Raw genomic sequence first — 20,836 nt, forward strand, 5'->3', positions numbered from 1 at the left:
GTCCTTTTAGTACCAATCGTAGTAAATAACTGGTCATCCTAGCTTGTTAAAAAGCTCGATAACTTTGTTAGAATTTTTGATTGTAGAATAACTACTTACCAAAAAATCCTGCCTTGTTCTCAAGTTTTTTTCCTGCGCTATTTCTGAACACTTACTTACTGTGATTGGTATAAGCAATGCTCCACTCGTATCTTGTGTTAATTCAAACAGTACGAGACAGCGGATACAAAAAAGGCTCCTAAACAGGAGCCTTTTAAGCATAGAAGTGAATGAATACAAGTTAAAGTCTTTTAAAACAGTAAATTGTAGCCACCTTTCATTGTGTTTATTTAGCGTCGATAAGATCGTCTTGGCTATAAGTTTGCAAGAAGCGCTCTAGGCGACCAATCGCGATTTCTAGATCTTCGATGTGCGGCAGAGTCACGATGCGGAAATGATCCGGTTTCGGCCAATTGAAGCCTGTACCTTGAACCAATAACACCTTCTCTTGCTTAAGGAAGTCGAGTACAAACTTCTGATCGTCTTTGATGTTGTACATGTTGGTGTCGATTTTAGGGAACAGGTACATTGCGCCTTTCGGCTTCACACAAGAAACGCCTGGGATCTTGTTGATCAGTTCCCATGCACGGTCGCGCTGTTCAAGTAGTCGACCACCCGGAAGGATCAGCTCATTGATACTCTGATAGCCACCGAGCGCGGTTTGGATAGCGTGTTGCATTGGAACGTTGGCACACAAACGCATTGAGGCCAGCATTTCTAGCCCTTCAACGTAGCCTTTCGCTAGGTGTTTAGGACCTGTTAAGAACATCCAACCACCACGGAAACCACATACACGATAAGCTTTAGATAGGCCGTTGAACGTGACCATTAGTACGTCTTCAGCCAGCGTTGCAACTGAAGTATGTACTGCACCGTCGTAAAGCACTTTGTCGTAGATTTCATCGGCGAAGATGATCAAACCGTGCTCGCGAGCAATCTCAACAACTTGTAATAGGAAATCACGGCTGTAAACCGCGCCTGTTGGGTTGTTCGGGTTGATCAGTACAATGCCGCGCGTCTTTGGTGAGATCTTCGCGCGCATGTCGTCTAAATCTGGATACCAATCAGCATCTTCATCACACATGTAGTGAACCGGTGTACCACCAGAAAGCGCAACAGACGCTGTCCATAGTGGGTAGTCCGGAGCGGGAACTAAGATTTCATCACCATTATCCAGTAGCGCCTGCATAGACATAACGATAAGCTCTGATGCGCCGTTACCAATGTAAACGTCTTCTACATCAAGGTTACGTAGGCCTTTTTTCTGGTAGTGCTGAACAACCGCTTTGCGGGCTGAATAGATGCCTTTTGAGTCGCAGTAACCTTGAGATGTCGGTAGGTTACGGATTACGTCAACAAGGATTTCATCAGGGGCGTCAAAACCAAATGGGGCGGGGTTACCAATATTAAGCTTTAGTATTTTATGCCCTTCTTCTTCCATGCGCTTAGCATGTTTGAGTACAGGCCCCCTGATTTCGTAGCATACGCTGTTGAGTTTTGACGACATCCCGATATTTTGCATTGCCGATTTCCTGAAATTAATTTAAATACTTTATTAAAGTACCGCAAAATGGTGTTTGATAGAATAAAAATCTGATGAATGTCGCATTTCAGTGTCACGTTTGGTCTTTTTGTTGTCACTCTTTTCTAAATTTTAATTAATCGCTTTCTTGGTTATTAACTAAGATGAATAAAGGGGTGGGATCGCTTAAAATCACAGGAATGTTGAAAAGATATAGTACATTCTTGATCTAAGTGGGTAGTGCCCATAAAGTATCAAACTAATATAATAATAATTTAGATGTGAACGAGGTCGATTTGTCACATTTCCAGCAAACTATCTCCGCTTTGATTGAGCGAGTACAAAATGCCCAAGCAAGTGAAGTTCGTTGTGTTGAAGTTCTAACGCAAAAACCATCGTTTGCATTTATAGAATGGCTTCATGCTCAACCGCTCTTTCCTAAGTTCTACTGGCAGTCACGTGACACTCGTGAAGAGGTCGTCGCGCTCGGTCAACTGCACACTTTTTCTGATCCCGCTCCCGCGTACGCAATTCTTGGTGAAGACCAACGAATCTGGGGTGGACGCTCGTTTGACGGGCACACCGCAAAGAATCGTCGCTGCATGGAGTCGTTTTTCTTCCTTCCTCAGGTTGAATTGATCCGCTTTGACAATACTTGGTCGTTGGCGGTTAATTTGTCCCCTGATCGAGTTTCTTCTATTAGTGCTCTGAATAAGCTTTCTGTGGAAGCCGCGATATTGGCGCCTTTGTCTGCCCATATTGAACAGATCAATCACGTTCCAGAAAGAGAGCAATGGGACAACCTTGTCGATAAAGTGCTCAAAGGTATTAGCGACGAAGAGTATAAAAAAGTCGTTTTAGCGCGTAAAACTACACTGCAACTCGACGCGCCTATTTGCGCAGCTCAATTACTTAAAGCCAGCTATCTGCAAAATCACCACAGTTTCCACTTTATGTTGGTGCTAGATTCTAAACACAGTTTCATTGGATCAACACCAGAGCGCTTATATAGCCGACACGGTACTGAGCTCGATACAGAAGCGCTTGCTGGAACCATTGGTCGCGGAGAGAGTGCTACTGAGGATATGGAACTGGCCAACTGGCTTTCTCAAGACAGCAAAAACCTCAACGAGAACCAGTATGTGGTCGACGACATCATTGAGCGTCTCACTCCTCATTCTCAAACGGTCGATGTTGAAAAAGACGCTCGTTTAGTGCGTTTGCGTAAGGTGCAGCATCTTAAGCGCAATATCCATGCTCAGCTTAATACTGGCGTAAATGGTGTGCAGTTACTTGCTGCCTTACAGCCAACTGCTGCGGTAGCGGGTTTGCCGCGTAAAGAGGCGATGGATTTCATTCTTGAACACGAACCGTTTGCTCGAGGTTGGTATGCAGGCTCTGTGGGTTATATCAGTCATCAGCGAGCGGAATTCTGCGTGGCGATTCGAAGTGCCTTGATTGTAAACGATCAAGTACAGCTATTTGCTGGCGCGGGGATCGTGCCGGGATCGGTTGCCGAGCATGAGTGGCAAGAGCTGAACAAGAAGATGTCGACTCTGCTCAGCCTCATTTCTGATCACCCACCATTAGGTGTGGCGTCATGAATCACGACCAAGCCGTATTAAACAGAGTTTGGTGTCACACGTTACTTGAAGAGCTTTCACGCAATGGCGTTGAACATGTTTGTGTTGCACCGGGCTCTCGCTCAACGCCGTTAACTCTCGAAGCTGAAGCGAACCCCAAGTTAACCTTACACACGCACTTTGATGAGCGTGGTCTTGGTTTTTTAGCTTTAGGCTTAGCAAAAGCCAGCGATAAGCCGGTTGCAGTGATTGTGACATCGGGAACCGCTGTGGCGAATTTGCTTCCTGCGACGGCTGAATCTGGGCTGACACGCGAGAAGCTGATCTTGCTGACCTCTGATAGACCCATCGACTTGGTCGACTGTGGTGCCAATCAAGCGATTCAACAACAGGGTATCTTTTCTTCCCATGTTGAAAGTGCTTTAAATCTACCAAGCCCGAGTACACAAGTTTCTTTGAACTGGCTACTGACATCAGTTGATAACGCGCTGGCGAAACAACGTAATGTTGGTGGTGCGATTCATATCAACTGTCCGTTCCCAGAACCTCTATATTCTGCAAATAGCGCGGAAATGTATGCGGAATACACCTCCAGTGTCGCTGGGTGGAAATCGGGAATAGGTTGTTACAGCCAAACGTTTTTACCTAATCAATTGAACACGCAACCTATTGCTCCAGGTGAGTACCTTGGGCGTAAGGGTGTGGTTATTCTCGGCTCGCTCGATATTGAACAAGCGACAAAAGCTCAGCAGTTTGCCACTGCATTAGGCTGGCCAGTTTTTTGCGATCCTCAATCAGGTGTCACAAGTGATTGGAAACATTATGATCTGTGGATGCAGAGTGACGTAGCGAAAGAACAACTTAACCAATGTGATTTCATTCTTCAGTTCGGTGAGCGCATTGTTTCTAAGCGCCTTAATCATTGGATAAAGTCACAAGCATCATCATTCTGCTCATCACAATACATTGTTGTGTCACCGGATTCGCACCGAATCAACCAAGATCATCTGCCTCAAACCCATATCGTTGCTGATATCGAGTTATGGGTGTCAGAACAGCATTTACCTACCTTGTTAGGTCAACATGCAGGTTGGGCGGCACCTTTGGTCGAAATCGCGAATACGGTTCAACAATTAGCGTTGGCGCAAATATCCAATAATGACCAGCTAACCGAGTTGAGCGTTGCAGTTGACTTGTCGACTAGACTTAAAGACAGAGAGCTATTTGTGGGAAATAGTTTGATGGTAAGGCTGGTGGATATGCTGTCATCAATATCTGCGAATCAAGTTTACAGTAATCGTGGCGCATCAGGCATTGATGGCTTGGTGGCGACGGCTGCGGGCGTGGTAAAAGCCAACAAGAACCCTTTGATTATGTTGATTGGCGATACCTCTTTGTTGTACGACCTCAACTCACTGGCTCTGCTTACTCACAATGTAACGCCGATGGTTATAGTTGTGACCAACAATGATGGCGGTGCAATCTTTGACTTGTTGCCCGTTCCTGAGCAGCAAAAACAATCTCTATATCAAATGCCCCATGGTTTCGGTTTTGAACATGCCGCTGCGCAATTCCAGCTTGGTTATGCGGCACCAGAAACTTTGAATTGCTATCAAACGACTATCGAACAACATTTCGAACAGGGTCAGGGTACCTTGCTCGTTGAAGTTAAGACGCCTCCCGAACAAGCGTCTACTTTGCTGAAACAATTCAGTTCAATGCTCACCGAGGCATTAGCCTAAGGACTTTACATGCTTTACTCCAATTATTACCCAGCTGTACAAGAATCTTCTGACAAACCTTTGCTTGTTTTTCTACATGGTTTACTCGGAAGCGGGGATGATTGGAGCGCATGTCATCCCTTCCTCGAGGATTTTCCTCGTCTTTGCATAGATTTGCCCGGGCACGGACAAAGTCGCTTTATTGATCCGGTAGGCTTTGATCATTGCTGTACCAAGATAGTTCAGTGCATCACTTATCAATTGGCAGCGAACGATCTTCCTGCCGATTATCCTATCGTGGTGATTGGCTACTCTATGGGAGGCAGACTCGCCATGTATGGGGTGACAAGCCCTTGCTTCGAAACGCTCAATCTTGAGAAAGTCATTATTGAAGGCGGCAACTTTGGTCTGGAGCGTGATGAAGAACGAGCACAAAGGTTAGTACATGATACGCAGTGGGCTGTCCGCTTTGCGCAGCAGTCGATTGAAGATGTTTTAGACGATTGGTATCAACAAAGCGTCTTTTCTTCACTAAATCATGAGCAAAGACAAACTTTGGTCATAAAGCGTAGTGGTAACCTTGGAGTATCCGTAGCAAATATGTTGTTATCTACTTCGTTGGCTAAGCAACCGGATTTACGTGCCACATTGAAATCTCATGAGCATTTATTGCATTATGTATGTGGAGAAAAAGATCGTAAATTCATGGAGCTAGCTGAGAATAGCGGCTTTGAATATAGTCAGGTGGATTACGCTGGTCATAATGTTCATTTTGAGCAACCTGAGCTGTTTTCCAACCTGATCATCCAATGTATCGCCAGTCGTCGTTAATCTGACTGAGCGATTCTCTCGTATCAAGCACTATCAAAAGCAGAGCAACACCGTCACGACTATTCGTTAGTCGTGGTCTCTAATAGAACAATGGGAATCACCATGGCTAAAACAGTAGGCATCACAGAAGAAGAACTTTACGCAGCCGTTAACTGGCGCGATGAAAGCAGTCAATTTGAAGATATTCAGTACCACAAGTCTGACGACGGTATTGCGAAAATCACGATTGCTCGTCCTCAAGTGCACAATGCGTTCCGTCCACAAACCGTAAAAGAGATGATCAATGCACTGGCTGATGCTCGTTATGATGAGAAGGTTGGCGTAATCATTTTAACGGGTCTTGGTGAGAAGGCGTTCTGTTCTGGTGGTGACCAAAGTATCCGTGGTGACTACGGCGGCTACCAAGATGATTCAGGTACACACCACTTGAACGTACTTGATTTCCAACGTCAAATTCGTACTTGTCCAAAACCAGTTATCGCAGCGGTATCTGGCTGGGCTGTAGGTGGCGGTCATGTTCTTCATATGATGGCAGACCTTACTATTGCCGCTGAAAACGCACAATTTGGTCAGACTGGTCCTAAAGTGGGTTCATTCGATGGCGGCTGGGGTGCTTCTTACATGGCTCGTATCGTTGGCCAGAAGAAAGCACGTGAAATCTGGTTCCTATGTCGCTTCTACGATGCTCAAGAAGCATTGGATATGGGTTTGGTGAACACGGTTGTTCCTGTTGCTGACCTAGAAAAAGAAACCGTTCGTTGGTGTCGTGAAGTACTTCAACACAGCCCAATGGCTCTGCGTTGCTTGAAAGCCGCTCTTAATGCTGACTGTGATGGTCAAGCGGGTCTGCAAGAGCTAGCAGGTAACGCAACCATGATGTTCTACATGACAGAGGAAGGCCAAGAAGGCCGCAATGCGTTTAACGAGAAACGTCGACCTGATTTCGACAAATTCCCGCGTAACCCATAGCCTTATCCTCTTCAAAATGAGTCGCTAACTAGCGGCTCGTTTTGTTTTGATGTTCCCGTTTTTTAGGAAATCTTATGAATTCAATGAATTCCCAGCGTCACGCTAAACTCTACCGTTATCAATTACCTATGGATAGCGGTGTGGTGCTGCGTGACAGCAAGCTGAACGAGCGCGTTGGCTACATCATCCAACTTGAGTGTGATGGTAAAACTGGTTTTGGTGAAGTTGCGCCTCTGCCGGGATTTAGCCAAGAAGATGCTGAGCAAGCCGGTATTCAGTTGCAAAACGAGCTAGAGCTTTGGAGTCACAACAAACCTCACACCTCATTCGATGAGTTATATCCCTCAGTGGCGTTTGGCTTTTCAATGGCATTGATGGAGCTCCGAGGTGAACTTAACGCGGAAGGTAACTACCGAGCTGCCCCTTTATGTACCGGTGACCCTGATGAACTTATTCCTGTGCTTAATGAGATGGAAGGTGAGAAGGTCGCTAAAGTAAAAGTTGGCCTTTATGAAGCGATTCGTGATGGCATGTTGGTGAGCTTATTCCTTGAATCGATTCCTGATTTAACGCTAAGACTAGACGCTAACCGCGCGTGGAAGCCTGAAAAAGCCAAGCAGTTCATCAAGTACATTTCGCCTTCGCTGCGTCAACGTATTAGCTTTATTGAAGAGCCTTGTCAGAAACCAGAAGACAGCTTGGCCTTTGCCATCGACCACGGTGTGGCGATTGCATGGGATGAGACACTACAAGAAGCGGTGCGAAGCCCTGAGTTTGATCTTAGTGATTTAACGGGTGTTAAGGCGGTTGTGATTAAACCAACCTTGATTGGCTCAGTAGAGCGTTGTGTTGCTATCATTGAGCGCGCGCAACAACTTGGTATTAAACCAGTACTAAGCTCAAGCATAGAGTCTAGCCTTGGATTAACTCAGATTGCTCGATTGGCGCAGCAGTACTTACCTAATGAAGTTCCAGGGCTTGATACGATTGGCTTGTATCAGCAACAACTAGAAGTCTCTTGGCCGGGTTGTCAGCTTCCAGTTTCAACGCTTGAACAGCAACAATTGATTTGGTCTTCTTAGGCTGATCGTTCGATTGGCTTAGACCGTTCTCAATCTATAACTTGGTTATCTTATGATGCGCCCACAATCTAATCATCACCCGCTCTGGGTACAGTGGGCGCAGCAGAACCCACATCAAACAGCGTTAGTGATTCCTAACCGCGCTTACACTTGGCAGCAAGTGTCTGTGCTGGTGAGTGAGTACCAACAACAGTTGTCTCATCAAGGCCTATCTGCAGGTGGTGTACTGACGATTGTCGGTAAGAACCAAGCTGAAGTGATTCCAGTGTATCTTGCGGCCTTAAATTTAGGTGTGGTTTGTGCGTTTACAATGCCTCAGCCAGCAGCTCGTTTAACGCAGAAGCTTGAATCCCTCTATGGTCAGTTAGACAGACGTTACTTTTGGCTATTAGATAGCTGTGGGTTAGATCATTCTGATGTTGTTGACCTCAAGACTGTATTGGTGACGCTACCTTGCTTGAACGAAGTTAAGGTCGATGGTGATGACAAACCAACAACACCGAAAAATCCTAACTTTAATCCTCAATCTTTAGCGAGCATCGTATTCACTTCTGGCTCTACCGGAAACCCGAAAGCGGTGGCTCACACGCTGCAGCAACACTTATGTTCAGCTCAGGGTTTACTCGACGTTTTCAACTTTGAACAAGCTGACACTTGGTTGCTTAGCCTACCTATGTACCATGTATCAGGATTGGCGATTGTCCATCGTTGGTTGGCGGCTGGTGGCTGCATCAAAATAGGGTCAGGTAAGCTTGAGTCAGACATCGAAGGTTGCAGTCATGCCTCTTTAGTGGCTACTCAACTACATAGGTTATTGCAGAGTAAGCAAGCACTTACTCTAACTCATGTGCTTTTAGGCGGTAGCCATATCCCAGAAGCGCTAGGGCTTGAAGCTCAACAAATGGGCATTGAAACTTGGCTTGGATACGGCATGACAGAAGCGGCTTCAACAGTGACCGCGAAGCAAGTCGATTCTAGTAATACTGCAGGTTTTGTTCTCGACCAACGCCAGTTGAAAATTGAAGATCAACGTATCTTTATTGGCGGAAATACGCTTGCTTCTGGTTATTACTATCAAGGTGATTTAACGCCACTGGTGGATGGCCAAGGTTGGTTCGATAGCAAAGACCTCGGCGAATGGGATGGCGAACAAGTATCGATTATTGGTCGTGCTGATAACCAGTTTATTTCTGGGGGAGAGAATATCCACTGTGAAGAAATTGAGCGAGCACTCAACCAATTACCTGAAGTTAAACAAGCCTTTGTGATCCCTATTGAAGACAGTGAATTTGGCTTTAGACCGATTGCGATTATCGACTGTGATGAACTACCGACCAAAGACTGGTTTGCAAAACAGTTACAAGGGAGCTTAGAGCGATTCAAATTTCCTATCGAGTATTATCAAATGCCTGATCAAGAGCAGCAGGGCATTAAGGTATCTAGGTCGGGCTTAGCATCTTGGTTGTTTCAGCATAGGAACTAGAAAGCCGCACATCTCTGGAAGATGTTTGTGGTTTGCTAGATTGGAAGACGGTTAGTTAATTTAGCAATTAGATAGTTCAAAACAGAATTTATTATCTTTATAACCATCCATCATAATAAGCCCTATAAATAACGGATTATAGAATAAGGTCTTATTATGAAAATTGCCCTCATCATTGCGGTTTTACTGCAGATAGGCCAAGCAGTGACTTCGTCTGGGCTTACGCGATCGTTGGCAGAGCTCACCGCATTTGTATTGGTTGTGGTACTTGTTTTGATGAAAAGAGAGAGCAAGAAGAGTGATAAGCCCCTGTTTGGATAGTAGTTTAGTCAATATAGATGACAAACGATAAAGGCAAAGCCCATACGAGCTTTGCCTTTTTGTTTTGTTGTTCGCCATTTTTACGAGCGGCTAAGTTTTAGGTAGATTAAGCGAGGGTTAACCAAGCTAACGAACCTGTCGAAATCATCGTCCACATTGTAATACCAAACATCAATGGCTTCGGCCCTGCTGCTTTAAGCTTCTCAACTGAAATACCGCAACCAATCAAGAACAAACAAACAACCAGCGCACGCTTAGATACATCAAAGATACCTTGGTAGACCATCTCAAACTGTGGCAATAAGTCACTGACAGCGATAGCAGCGCAGTAGAAGAAAATGAAGTAAGGAATAGTAATCTTCTTTTGATCGTTCTTGAAGATCATCGCGCTGACCAAAGCGATTGGGATTATCCAAAGTGCACGAGCGAGCTTCAATGTGGTCGCTGTCGTCAGTGCTTCTTCGCCATACGCTGAAGCCGCGCCGACTACAGAAGATGTGTCGTGAATCGCGATGGCTGCCCAAGTTCCGAATGTTTGTTGGCTGAGTTCAAGCGCGTGACCAATCATCGGGAACAAAAATAGAGCGACCGAGTTCAACACGAATACAGTGGCTAACGCCAAGCCAATCTGTTCATCGTCTGCTTTAATCGCAGGTGCCACAGCTGCTATCGCACTACCACCACAAATCGCGGTACCAGAAGAGATAAGGTAGCCCGTTGTGCGGTCTAGTCCCATTCGTTTCGCCAAGAACCAACCAATGACTAGTGTGCCAATGATGGTCGTGACAATCAAACCGATACCGTCGCCTGTTACTGCCAGTGCTTTTTCAAACTGAATACCAAAACCTAAGCCGACAATCGAGTAGGCCAAGAGCTTCTTGGTGAGCTTGCCTACTTCTAGGTGCTCAGGGACTAAACCTAAACTCGCAAGAAGGAAACCGATCACGAGTGCCGTTGGTGAACTCACCCATGGGGTTAAGCAAAACAGAGCAGCAAGATAAAATGGAACAGACTTTTTTAGATTCATTGTGTTTAGAGTCTTGTTTGGTTGTGGCGTTATTATGATGAGACCACTATACGTTCAATAAAATGATAAGTAAGTCTAAATGAATTGAACAAACGTTAAGGAAAACTTAACGTTTGTTCAGCTGATATGAATAAAGAGTTGGTTATTTAGCGTAGTGAGCCGCGAAGGTCAGACACCGACTGTCGAAGAGTTTCACAAGATGCTTGTTTAGGTGAAATAGGCTCGCCAGCTTCTATCTCTAATTTGGTCCAGAAGCGAGTTGGTAACCCTTTGCAGGCACGACCTTTGTAGCGACTAAAGTAACTGCCCCATAATCCTTTGAGAGCCATTGGAATCACTGGAACAGGGGAGCGTTTGATAATCAGCTCCATACCACGCATGAACTCAGCCACTTCTCCATCAGAGGTTAGCTTTCCTTCTGGGAAAATGCATACGATATGACCTTCATGCAAGGCACGCTCTACTTCTTTAAAAGCGTTTCGAATCGAGTTGCGGTTGGTCGCGGAGATTGGAATAACCCCTGCTCTTTTCAAGAAGCGTCGAATTGGCGGCAACTTGGTGTAATCCTCTTCCATCACAAAACGGATCAAACGAGGGCAAACCGCACTCAGCAGCAGTGCATCCATATAACTCACATGGTTGCAGACAATCAACGCGCCGCCTTTTTCTGGCAGGTGATGTAAGTTCTTATGTTTAACTCGGTACATGGTGTGAGTGACCACCCACGTAAAAAAGCGGAAAGCGTAGATAGGCACCTGATAAAACAGGTACAGCATCACCAAAGTGTTGCCTATCGCGAGCAACGCGAACAGCTGTGGAATCGAAAGCTCTAGAACACTAAGGCAAACAATACCTAAAACCGCACTTCCCACCATGAACAGTGAGTTATAAATATTGAGTCCGGCAATCACTTGGGCACGTTCATTTGGCTTGGCACGTAACTGCATCAGTGAATACAGAGGAACAATAAAGATACCGCCAGAGATACCCAGTAGCAGAAGGTAAGCAAACAGTGGCCATAGCTCTGAATAGGTTACGAATTGGTGGAAAGAGCTAAAGTCAGGCAAAGACTCCGGAATGGATATCGCCATCAAAAGACCGAAGATCGAGATACCTAAGCTGCCCATTGGCACGATGCCGATTTCAATTCGGTGATTAGATAACTTATCGCAAGCCAAAGAGCCGATTGCAATGCCTACCGAGAACAATGCCAGTAAAAAGGCGACTGAGCTTTCAGTGCCATTTAGATGCAGTTTGGTGAAGTTGGGAAACTGAGTTAGGTAAGCCGCACCAAGGAACCAGAACCAGCTGATAGACATCAGTGCTTGAAAGGTCGGGCGGTCTTTTTTGGCAATCGTCAGTGTCGCGCGAGTTAGTTTTACAGGCTGCCACTTTACTTTAAGGTCTGGTGCATTACTTGGCGCTTGTGGGATAAAGCAGCTTGATACATAGCCAAGCACGGCGAATGAAACAATACACACCGCAGCAATGAGCTTCGCGCCTTCTTCAGACGCAATAATGCCAGCGCCTAGAGTACCAATCAGGATCGCCAAGAATGTACCTGTCTCGACAAGAGCATTACCTGATACCAGTTCTTTTGTTTCTAACTGTTGTGGAAGCAGGGCGTATTTCACCGGGCCAAAGAAAGCACTTTGCGTTCCCATAAGGAATAGGAGCAGAAGTAATATTCCGTAGCTTTCGTAAATAAAGCCGATCGCACCCAGTGACATAATCACTACTTCAAGGAGCTTAACTTTACGGATAAACCACGATTTTTCGTATTTGTCGGCCAGTACACCGGCTAAAGCAGAGAATAGGAAGAAGGGCAGAATAAAAAGGCCTGCGGCCAAATTAATGAATAGATTGCTAGAAATAGGCAGCGTGTCTACGCTTGCGAAAGCAACAAACAGTAACAGGACATTTTTGAATATGTTGTCGTTAAAGGCTCCTAGAAATTGGGTAATAAAGTAGGGGAGGAACCTTTTTTGCGTTAACAGCGAAGATTGGCTGCTGTTGTTCATTGTCTTTCCTTGGATGATTACCAGTTGGTTAAGTAGTTTGAGACTAGGTTATTGATCAGCTCTTTACCATCAATGGGCTCAGAGGCGAAAAATTTATCATCAACGCTAAGAAGAGTAATTCCGTGTACTCCAGACCATAATACACGGCTGGCTTTAACAACTTCGCTTTTAGTATGTTCAGGAGCAATCGCTACTAGCAACTGTTCTAGCATGCCTGTCATTCTATCGATGCGATTTGATTGCCATTCAGGAAGGTTTTCACCGTTCATGTTGTGCTCAAAGATAAGCTGCCAACGGTGAGGGTTTCTCTGTGCAAAATCGTGGTAGCAGTAGGCAAGGTTGAATAGAGCTTGTTGAGGATTGCTCGATTGTTCAACAGCTACAGCGGATTCTGACGCCAGTTCATCTAATGTTTGAGCTACCACATGTAAAAGCAGTAGGTTGTAGTTACCGAATACATTCACTAACGTACTTGGAACGTAACCAATCATATTGGCAATTTTACGTAGACTTAACTCGTGATAAGAGTGCTCTTCTAAGAAGTCGGTCACCGTTTTTAAGGTTAATTGCACTAATTGTTCGCGAGTATGATCGTTTCGTCTTGCCATGGGTACTTTCTATTAAATGAACATCGTTCAATATTTTAATGCTGCCCCAGAGTGCCGTCAATCCCTTCGCTAATTTAGTAATCAATTAATAGCCGCAATATTATGATACATGTGTAAACACAGTGAATATTTCATTGTTCTTTGTTAACGAGTATGATTAAGGTGTCGAAAGATAAAAAACCTATAAAGGATAATAATGAAACGATTTTTCTCACTAGTCGCGATTCTGTTGGTAACAGTCGCGGTGACGCCAATCGCGGAAGCGAAAAAGTTTGGTGGTGGTAAGTCATTTGGCAAAAGCTTTAAAACGGCTCCAGCACCAAAACAACAAAACACGAATTCGATCCGTCAAGATCAAACGGGTAAGAACACAGCAGCTAATTCTAGCAAGAAAGGCCTTATGGGCGGCCTGCTAGGTGGTTTACTTGCTGGTGGTCTTTTAGCTGCATTCTTTGGTGGCGCATTTGAAGGTATCCAGTTCATGGATATTCTGATTATGGGTCTGATTGCTTTCCTAGCGTTTAAATTCCTACGCGGAATGTTGGGCGCGAAGCAGGGCTCAATGAATCAGCAGAATGCACGTGGCCAACAGCCTGCATTCGGTGGCATGGGTCAGAACAAGTTTGAACAACCTAAGCAACAACCCAATGTTCATAACTTCGAGCAAGCACAACCTCAATCACAAGGCGCTGCTGGTGGTTTCGGTTTTGGTGCACAAAGCGATGTTCCACATAACTACCCACCGGGCTTTGATCAAGCGGCATTCATCAACGGTTCTCGTGAACACTACCGTACACTGCAAGGTGCATGGAATCACAACGAGCTAAATACGATTGAAGAATACGTATCTCCAAGCCTATTTGAAGACCTAAAAGCTGAGCGTAATAAGCTTTTAGGTGATCAGCACACAGATGTAATGTACGTTGATGCTGAAATCGTTCGTGCAGACCACGATGGTAGCAAAGCACAGCTAAGCCTTCAGTTTAGCGGTCGTTACCGTGATACTGCGGATGGCGTTGAAGAAGATATCACTGATATCTGGCACCTAGAGCGTGACCTAACAACTGACAATGCACCTTGGTTAATTGTTGGTATTCAAGGTTAATTCCAGGATTTAACTCAACATCAATATGATGTAGTTATTCGGAATGACACCAAATAATAGAAAGCCCCTGCTGAGAAATCAGCAGGGGCTTTTTTGTGTCTAATGATATGTATCTCTAAGTCGCTGCAGGGAAATAGGCTTTGAGCTTTTTTGGGGGGAGGTGGGGAAGGGTTTTAGATTCATGAAGCAATGCCAATATAACGAAACGTGCGGAATCGACAAAGAACATGAGTAGAGGAAGTGTGTCATCACGACAAATATTAAGAGGTGTATCTTGATCAAAGGTTGGATTAACCTGAGACGAACGAACTGATTTTATTTGGATGTGATGAGTAATGACAAAGTTCTTTGAACCTGTATTGGAGCCTGAGATTACTTTGCAGCAGAAACAGAGAATTGCGAATGAATGCGAAGAACATTTATCTACCAATTGCTTAGGCTGCGCTTCTTATCTGGTTTGTGAGCGTCATGCAGAAGTATGGAATCACTGATGTTTGAATGGGCTAGATCGCTTAGTCTTTTGTAGTAGCGGGCTAGTGTTTAGGAAGTAGAGGGCTGTTTTAGAAAGACACGTTTACAAAGACGTTTAGAAAGAGATAAAGCTCAGAAACGAAAAAAGCCAACTCAATGAGTTGGCTTTTCGATTTTCCAATTAAGGAGAATATGGTGGAGGGAGACGGATTCGAACCATCGAAGGCAGTGCCGGCAGATTTACAGTCTGCTCCCTTTGGCCACTCGGGAACCCCTCCAGGGTGTGTCTTACTTTTCACAAAGTAAGCCTAAATTGATGTTTTCCCATAAGCCCATCAATCAGGTTGTTCTCTTAACTCTCGAAAGAGGTAAGAAGAATATGGTGGAGGGAGACGGATTCGAACCATCGAAGGCAGTGCCGGCAGATTTACAGTCTGCTCCCTTTGGCCACTCGGGAACCCCTCCAGGGTGTGTCTTACTTTTCACAAAGTAAGCCTAAATTGATGTTTTCCCATAAACCCATCAACTAGGTTGTTCTCTTAACTCTCGAAAGAGGTAAGAAGAATATGGTGGAGGGAGACGGATTCGAACCATCGAAGGCAGTGCCGGCAGATTTACAGTCTGCTCCCTTTGGCCACTCGGGAACCCCTCCAGGGTGTGTCTTACTTTTCACAAAGTAAGCCTAAATTGATGTTTTCCCATAAGCCCATCAATCAGGTTGTTCTCTTAACTCTCGAAAGAGGTAAGAAGAATATGGTGGAGGGAGACGGATTCGAACCATCGAAGGCAGTGCCGGCAGATTTACAGTCTGCTCCCTTTGGCCACTCGGGAACCCCTCCAGGGTGTGTCTTACTTTTCACAAAGTAAGCCTAAATTGATGTTTTCCCATAAGCCCATCAATCAGGTTGTTCTCTTAACTCTCGAAAGAGGTAAGAAGAATATGGTGGAGGGAGACGGATTCGAACCATCGAAGGCAGTGCCGGCAGATTTACAGTCTGCTCCCTTTGGCCACTCGGGAACCCCTCCAGGGTGTGTCTTACTTTTCACAAAGTAAGCCTAAATTGATGTTTTCCCATAAGCCCATCAACTAGGTTGTTCTCTTAACTCTCGAAAGAGATAAGAAGAATATGGTGGAGGGAGACGGATTCGAACCATCGAAGGCAGTGCCGGCAGATTTACAGTCTGCTCCCTTTGGCCACTCGGGAACCCCTCCAGGGTGTGTCTTACTCTTCACAAAGTAAGCCTAAATTGATGTTTTCCCATAAGCCCATCAACTAGGTTGTTCTCTTAACTCTCGAAAGAGGTAAGAAGAATATGGTGGAGGGAGACGGATTCGAACCATCGAAGGCGGAGCCGGCAGATTTACAGTCTGCTCCCTTTGGCCACTCGGGAACCCCTCCAGGGTGTTTTTTCCTAACTCATAATGGATAGGCTAAAGAGATGTTTTTCCCAACGCATCTCTCAAGTGCGGAGCGCATCATAGCAAACACGTTAAACCTGTAAAGGGTTTTTCTTATGGTTTTGTGTTAAATGCTGCCTTTTTGGGCAAAGATGGCGAAAAGTACGCATATTGCTCGTGAAGTGAACATCTGTACTAAGGTTTACGTACTGAGGGGTAACACCTTGAGGTGATTAGTTTTCTGTATTGTCTTCAATGGGTCTAAAACGTGATGAAACGTAAATGGAATTTAATCTAGATTTACACTTCTTGACGTTACAGTATTCATTAGTTGATAGAATACGGTTAATTTCATTTATAGATAATAAATCTTACTTGCAGACCATTATTATGAAGCATAAATCTGTTTTAACCCTACTTAGCTTGTCTATTCTTATGGCGTCTCCAGCCGTACTTGCTAAGCGTATGGGCCCTAGCACTGTCACTGTTGTGACTGAGCAGGTTGATATTCACCAAGTTAGCCAATCTCTTTCGTTGGTCGGTAAGTTAGAAGCCGAGCAATCGGTCATGATCACTTCTGAAGTAGCTGGCAGAGTCGATTCTATCAACATTAAAGCCAATCAAGATGTCACTAAAGGGCAGATGTTGGTTCAACTCGATGATGACAAAGCGAAAGCCGCGGTTGCAGAGGCTCAAGCTTATTTAAAAGACGAGCAACGTAAGCTAGCGGAATTTCAACGCCTAGTGAAACGTAACGCGATCACGCAAACTGAAATTGATGCTCAGAAAACAAACGTAGAGATCGCCAACGCTCGCTTAGCTGCTGCAAATGCTAACCTGAAAGATCTTCACATCAGCGCGCCATTCTCGGGCACGGTTGGTTTTATCGACTTTAGCCGCGGTAAAATGGTGACTGCAGGTACTGAACTCGTGACCTTGGATGACTTATCGGTAATGCAATTAGACCTGCAGATCCCGGAGCGCTACCTTTCCAAACTATCTAAAGGTATGAAAGTAACGGCTCGCACAAGTGCATGGGGCGATACTCAATTCACAGGCACAGTGGTAGGTATTGATTCTCGTATTAACGCTGAAACTTTAAACCTTCGAGTTCGAATTCACTTCGATAACAATAATGATTATCTAAAGCCGGGTATGTTAGTGGCAGCGGATATGGACTTCCCACCTGTGGAAGCCCCTATTATTCCAGTTCAAGCACTCGAATACTCAGGTACGAAGCGTTTTGTCTATGTTATCGACGAAGATAACAAAGCAACTCGTACAGAAGTCTTCCTTGGGGCTCGTATTGATAACGAAGTTGTGATCGACAAAGGTATCGAGATTGGTCAGAAGATCGTGGTGCAAGGTATCGTGAACATGCGTGACGGCGTATTGGTTCAAGAGCTTGCTGTTAATCGCCCAATTGATGCAGCGAGCGATAAAAAAGCACAAAAAGGCGCTAACTAATGTTGTTATCTGATGTTTCTGTAAAGAGACCAGTAGCGGCTGTCGTATTGAGCCTACTATTGGTTGTGTTTGGTCTTGTCTCTTTCAATAAGCTTGCGGTTCGTGAGATGCCAGATATTGAAAGCCCAGTGGTATCGATCAGTACTCGTTATGAGGGTGCTTCGGCTACCATCATTGAGAGCCAAATAACCTCCAACCTCGAAGACCAGTTATCCGGCATCAGTGGTATCGACGAGATCGAGTCTACTACCCGTAACGGTATGTCGCGTATCACCATTACCTTTGAGCTTGGTTACGACCTCAATACCGGTGTGAGTGATGTTCGTGATGCCGTAGCTCGTGCGCAGCGTTCATTGCCCGATGAAGCCGACGACCCAATTGTTTATAAGAACAATGGTAGTGGTGAAGCCTCGGTCTACATCAACTTAAGTTCGACAGAGATGGACCGAACGCAGTTAACCGACTACACCGAACGTGTGTTGATTGACCGCTTTAGTTTGATTTCTGGCGTGAGCTCGGTGGATATCTCAGGTGGCTTGTACAAAGTAATGTACGTCAAGCTGAAACCTGCTCAGATGGCGGGTCGTGGTGTTACTACCTCGGACATCACCTCTGCATTGAACAATGAGAATATTGAAAGCCCGGGTGGTGAAGTACGTAATGACGCGATTGTGATGTCGGTGCGTACAGCTCGTTCTTACACTGAAGCGGAAGATTTCGAATACCTAGTGGTAAAACGTGCCTCTGATAACACGCCTATCTACCTGAAAGACGTAGCGGATGTATACATTGGTGCAGAAAACGAGAACTCGACCTTTAAGAGTGATGGCGTTGTTAACGTAAGTATGGGTATTGTGCCTCAGTCAGATGCAAACCCACTTGAGGTTGCTGACTTAGTACACAAAGAAGTCGAAGCAATTCAAAAGTTCCTACCTGATGGGACTCGTCTGGCGGTCGACTATGACTCAACGGTCTTTATCGATCGTTCGATCTCAGAGGTTTACAGCACACTCTTTATTACGGGTGGCTTAGTTATCCTTGTGCTTTACATCTTTATTGGTCAAGCACGTGCAACACTTATTCCAGCGGTAACCGTACCCGTCTCTTTGATCTCTTCGTTTATTGCGGCGTACTACTTCGGTTTTTCTATCAACCTGATTACCTTGATGGCACTTATCCTGTCGATTGGTTTGGTGGTCGATGACGCGATTGTGGTAGTAGAAAACATTTTCCACCATATTGAACGTGGTGAGTCACCACTGCTTGCAGCCTATAAAGGAACACGAGAGGTAGGCTTCGCGGTAATCGCAACAACGCTTGTATTGGTGATGGTATTCTTACCAATCTCGTTCATGGATGGCATGGTAGGTCTTCTGTTTACTGAGTTCTCGGTATTGTTGGCGATGTCGGTGATTTTCTCGTCGCTAGTCGCATTAACGTTAACGCCAGTGTTAGGCAGTAAAATCCTAAAAGCGAACGTTAAACCGAACCGTTTCAATCTGTTTGTCGAGCGCGTATTTGGCAAGCTTGAGTCTGGATATCGCTCGGTCTTGCGTCGTGCTCTAAACTGGCGTTGGGCAGCTCCAATCATCATTATCGCGTGTATGGGCGGTAGTTATGGCTTGATGCAACAAGTGCCGTCGCAACTGACTCCACAAGAAGACCGTGGTGTTATCTTTGCGTTTGTTCGTGGTGCCGATGCAACCAGTTACAACCGTATGTCTGCCAACATGGACATCGTTGAAGAGCGCTTAATGCCATTGCTTGGTCAAGGCTTCTTGAAGTCATTCAGTATTCAATCACCAGCGTTTGGTGGTAATGCGGGCGACCAAACGGGCTTCGTTATCATGATCCTAGAAGATTGGGATGAGCGTGACGTTACAGCACAAGAAGCGTTGAATGAAGTTCGTAAATCTTTGAATGGCATTCCTGATGTGCGTGTATTCCCATTTATGCCTGGCTTCAAAGGTGGTTCAAGTGAGCCAGTTCAATTTGTACTTGGCGGTTCTGATTACACTGAACTTCAAAAATGGGCCGAGCTATTAAAGCAAGCCGCTGAAGAGTCTCCAATGATGGAAGGCGCGGACATCGATTACTCTGAGAAAACACCAGAGCTATTGGTAACCGTAGATAAGCAGCGTGCAGCAGAGTTAGGTGTGAGCGTTTCAGATATTTCAGATACGTTAGAAATCATGCTTGGTGGACGCAGTGAAACCACCTTCGTTGACCGTGGTGAAGAGTACGACGTGTACCTGCGTGGTGATGAGAACAGCTTCAATAACGCCAACGATTTAAGCCAAATCTATATGCGAACTCAGTCTGGCGAGCTAGTAACGCTTGATACGCTGACGCACATTGAAGAAGTCGCTTCATCGATTCGTTTATCGCACTACAACAAGCAGAAATCGGTGACCATCAAAGCGAACCTCATGGAAGGTTACACGCTGGGTGACGCACTCGATTTCCTTGATGAACAAGCGATTGAACAGCTACCGGGTGATATTTCAGTGAGCTACTCTGGCGAGTCAAAAGACTTCAAAGAGAACCAATCAAGTATCCTAGTGGTATTTGCGCTGGCGATGCTAGTCGCGTACTTGGTGCTGGCCGCGCAATTTGAAAGCTTCATTAACCCACTAGTCGTGATGTTCACCGTACCTATGGGGATCTTTGGTGGCTTCTTAGGCTTGGTGGTGATGAGTCAAGGGCTCAACGTCTACAGCCAGATTGGTATGATCATGTTGATCGGTATGGTAACCAAAAACGGTATCTTGATCGTAGAATTTGCCAACCAACTTCGTGACCGTGGTATCGAGTTTGAAAAGGCGATCATTGATGCTTCGGCTCGACGCTTACGTCCAATCATGATGACGGCATTCACGACGTTAGCCGGTGCAATCCCATTGATTACCTCTACGGGTGCGGGCTATGAAAGCCGAGTGGCTGTGGGTACGGTTATCTTTTTCGGTATGGGCTTCGCAACATTGGTCACTTTGTTCGTAATCCCTGCGATGTACCGACTGATTTCTGGCTCAACACGCTCTCCGGGTCACGTGGAAGCGGAACTTAATAAAGAGCTTAGCCTTGATAACGTGGGAAGAACCTCTCACGGTTAGTTGGCCAAATGAAGGGCTAGACTATAGATAGTTGCTATAGCCCTTACGTTTAAAGCTTGATAAAGAAAGCCCAG

At 45.3% G+C, this 20,836-nt stretch carries 14 protein-coding genes and 7 tRNA genes; 10 read left to right on the forward strand and 11 right to left on the reverse strand.

Annotated features, from left to right (window positions below; genetic code table 11):
• Window positions 1-325: 325 nt before the first annotated feature.
• A complete protein-coding gene (locus tag ITG09_05045) occupies window positions 326-1,561 on the reverse strand; it encodes a pyridoxal phosphate-dependent aminotransferase (GenBank protein UPR53003.1) in 1,236 nt (411 codons plus the stop codon).
• Between the two features lie 296 nt (window positions 1,562-1,857).
• Here ITG09_05045 and ITG09_05050 point away from each other — a divergent pair, with 296 nt between their 5' ends.
• The 7 genes from ITG09_05050 (at window position 1,858) to ITG09_05080 (ending at window position 9,551) form a co-directional block, all read left to right on the forward strand.
• A complete protein-coding gene (locus ITG09_05050) occupies window positions 1,858-3,165 on the forward strand; it encodes an isochorismate synthase MenF (protein UPR53004.1) in 1,308 nt (435 codons plus the stop codon).
• A complete protein-coding gene (locus tag ITG09_05055) occupies window positions 3,162-4,886 on the forward strand; it encodes a 2-succinyl-5-enolpyruvyl-6-hydroxy-3-cyclohexene-1-carboxylic-acid synthase (GenBank protein ID UPR53005.1) in 1,725 nt (574 codons plus the stop codon). The genes ITG09_05050 and ITG09_05055 overlap by 4 nt, the downstream gene beginning before the upstream one ends.
• A gap of 9 nt (window positions 4,887-4,895) precedes the next feature.
• Window positions 4,896-5,696, forward strand: coding sequence for a 2-succinyl-6-hydroxy-2,4-cyclohexadiene-1-carboxylate synthase (menH, locus tag ITG09_05060; protein ID UPR53006.1), 801 nt, complete (start codon window positions 4,896-4,898; stop codon window positions 5,694-5,696).
• A 102-nt stretch (window positions 5,697-5,798) separates the two neighbouring features.
• Window positions 5,799-6,665 carry a 1,4-dihydroxy-2-naphthoyl-CoA synthase gene (gene menB / locus ITG09_05065; GenBank protein ID UPR53007.1) on the forward strand — a complete coding sequence of 289 codons (867 nt, stop codon included), beginning with the start codon at window positions 5,799-5,801 and terminating at the stop codon, window positions 6,663-6,665.
• Window positions 6,666-6,739: 74 nt separating this feature from the next.
• Window positions 6,740-7,747, forward strand: a complete 1,008-nt coding sequence (gene menC, locus ITG09_05070) for an o-succinylbenzoate synthase (protein ID UPR53008.1) — start codon at window positions 6,740-6,742, stop codon at window positions 7,745-7,747.
• A 52-nt stretch (window positions 7,748-7,799) separates the two neighbouring features.
• Window positions 7,800-9,230, forward strand: a complete 1,431-nt coding sequence (gene menE / locus ITG09_05075; GenBank protein ID UPR53009.1) for an o-succinylbenzoate--CoA ligase — start codon at window positions 7,800-7,802, stop codon at window positions 9,228-9,230.
• A gap of 156 nt (window positions 9,231-9,386) precedes the next feature.
• Window positions 9,387-9,551: a hypothetical protein gene (locus ITG09_05080; protein UPR53010.1), complete on the forward strand. Its 165-nt coding sequence runs from the start codon at window positions 9,387-9,389 to the stop codon at window positions 9,549-9,551.
• A gap of 106 nt (window positions 9,552-9,657) precedes the next feature.
• On the opposite strand, the gene ITG09_05085 is transcribed toward ITG09_05080, so the two are convergent.
• The 3 genes from ITG09_05085 to ITG09_05095 all read right to left on the reverse strand — a co-directional run bounded on the left by ITG09_05085 (window position 9,658) and on the right by ITG09_05095 (window position 13,207).
• Entirely contained in the window at window positions 9,658-10,578 is a 921-nt protein-coding gene (locus ITG09_05085; protein UPR53011.1) for a putative sulfate exporter family transporter, read from the reverse strand.
• A gap of 146 nt (window positions 10,579-10,724) precedes the next feature.
• Entirely contained in the window at window positions 10,725-12,599 is a 1,875-nt protein-coding gene (locus tag ITG09_05090) for an MFS transporter (GenBank protein UPR53012.1), read from the reverse strand.
• Window positions 12,600-12,616: 17 nt separating this feature from the next.
• The gene (locus ITG09_05095) at window positions 12,617-13,207 is read right to left on the reverse strand and encodes a TetR/AcrR family transcriptional regulator (GenBank protein UPR53013.1); all 591 of its coding nucleotides are present in this window, start codon (window positions 13,205-13,207) and stop codon (window positions 12,617-12,619) included.
• Between the two features lie 196 nt (window positions 13,208-13,403).
• Between ITG09_05095 and ITG09_05100 the strand changes: the two genes are divergently transcribed.
• Window positions 13,404-14,312 (forward strand): TIM44-like domain-containing protein, encoded by a 909-nt coding sequence (locus ITG09_05100; protein UPR53014.1) that lies wholly within the window; start codon window positions 13,404-13,406, stop codon window positions 14,310-14,312.
• A 664-nt stretch (window positions 14,313-14,976) separates the two neighbouring features.
• Here the strand turns inward: ITG09_05100 and ITG09_05105 are convergent.
• The 7 genes from ITG09_05105 to ITG09_05135 form a co-directional block, all read right to left on the reverse strand.
• Window positions 14,977-15,061 (reverse strand) — tRNA-Tyr (locus tag ITG09_05105).
• 102 nt (window positions 15,062-15,163) lie between these two features.
• Window positions 15,164-15,248: transfer RNA gene (locus tag ITG09_05110), tRNA-Tyr, on the reverse strand.
• Window positions 15,249-15,350: 102 nt separating this feature from the next.
• Window positions 15,351-15,435, reverse strand: a tRNA-Tyr gene (locus ITG09_05115).
• Between the two features lie 102 nt (window positions 15,436-15,537).
• Window positions 15,538-15,622 (reverse strand) — tRNA-Tyr (locus ITG09_05120).
• Between the two features lie 102 nt (window positions 15,623-15,724).
• Window positions 15,725-15,809: transfer RNA gene (locus ITG09_05125), tRNA-Tyr, on the reverse strand.
• Between the two features lie 102 nt (window positions 15,810-15,911).
• Window positions 15,912-15,996: transfer RNA gene (locus ITG09_05130), tRNA-Tyr, on the reverse strand.
• A gap of 102 nt (window positions 15,997-16,098) precedes the next feature.
• Window positions 16,099-16,183, reverse strand: a tRNA-Tyr gene (locus ITG09_05135).
• Window positions 16,184-16,572: 389 nt separating this feature from the next.
• Between ITG09_05135 and ITG09_05140 the strand changes: the two genes are divergently transcribed.
• Both ITG09_05140 and vexH read left to right on the forward strand, forming a co-directional pair.
• Entirely contained in the window at window positions 16,573-17,649 is a 1,077-nt protein-coding gene (locus tag ITG09_05140; GenBank protein UPR53015.1) for an efflux RND transporter periplasmic adaptor subunit, read from the forward strand.
• A complete protein-coding gene (gene vexH, locus ITG09_05145) occupies window positions 17,649-20,762 on the forward strand; it encodes a vibriobactin export RND transporter permease subunit VexH (protein ID UPR53016.1) in 3,114 nt (1,037 codons plus the stop codon). Before ITG09_05140 ends, vexH begins: the two co-directional genes overlap by 1 nt.
• Window positions 20,763-20,836 lie beyond the last annotated feature (74 nt).

The sequence above is a fragment of the Vibrio cyclitrophicus genome (assembly GCA_023206055.1).
Lineage (GTDB): Bacteria > Pseudomonadota > Gammaproteobacteria > Enterobacterales > Vibrionaceae > Vibrio > Vibrio cyclitrophicus_A.